This is a genomic window from Vibrio sp. Y176 (genome assembly GCF_033438945.1).
Map to the genome: position 1 here is coordinate 1 of NZ_JAWOQS010000705.1, position 634 is coordinate 634.

Annotated in this window: 1 protein-coding gene; it reads right to left on the reverse strand. The window is 49.4% G+C overall.

What is annotated here, in order from left to right; all coding sequences use genetic code 11:
- The coding region (locus R7O13_RS28180) for a flagellar hook-basal body complex protein (protein WP_318305361.1) at nucleotides 1-634 on the reverse strand (634 nt) is incomplete at both ends.

Below are 634 nucleotides of genomic sequence, written 5' to 3' on the forward strand. Positions count from 1 at the left end.
CCAAGCAGTGCCGCTCACTTTTGCTAGACCTTGCGTATTAGCAAAATCAGCCAGAACCACTTGGCCTTGAAGCTGTGATTGACCGTTAGTGTAAGTTGCGTAAACCATGCCGTTGTCTTCTACGCGTACGCCTGCAAGCTCACCAGATGTGTAACCGTTCGGGCTGTTTGTGCTCACGCCAAACGCAGCACCAAATTGCGTGCTGCCTTTTAGGTTGATATCAACGCTCATTGCGTTTGCGCCCGCAGCTGGGAATGCCACATTGAAAGAGCCTGTTGGCGCCGCTAACGTACCGTCTTTATTAAACGTCACAGGGATGGTTGAAACAGGAGGTTTACCACCGTCGACTTGCACGTTCACTTCCCATGCGTTGTCTGCCGTTTTAGTGAAGTACTGCGTCACGGTGTGAGAGTTGCCAAGTGAATCGTACACCTGTGTCGTGTAAGAAGAGTTGAACGAAGTTGGATCCGCTGGATCGAACGGCGTTACCGCTTTATCAATCGCTTTTGCACTTGCATCGAAGTTCGCAACAAAATCAAGCTTATCTGTCGCTTTCGCGTTGAGTGACGATGTTGATACTTGGATGTTACCTACAGAACCCGTCATCAGGTTGTTGTTGCTATCTACGCTGTAA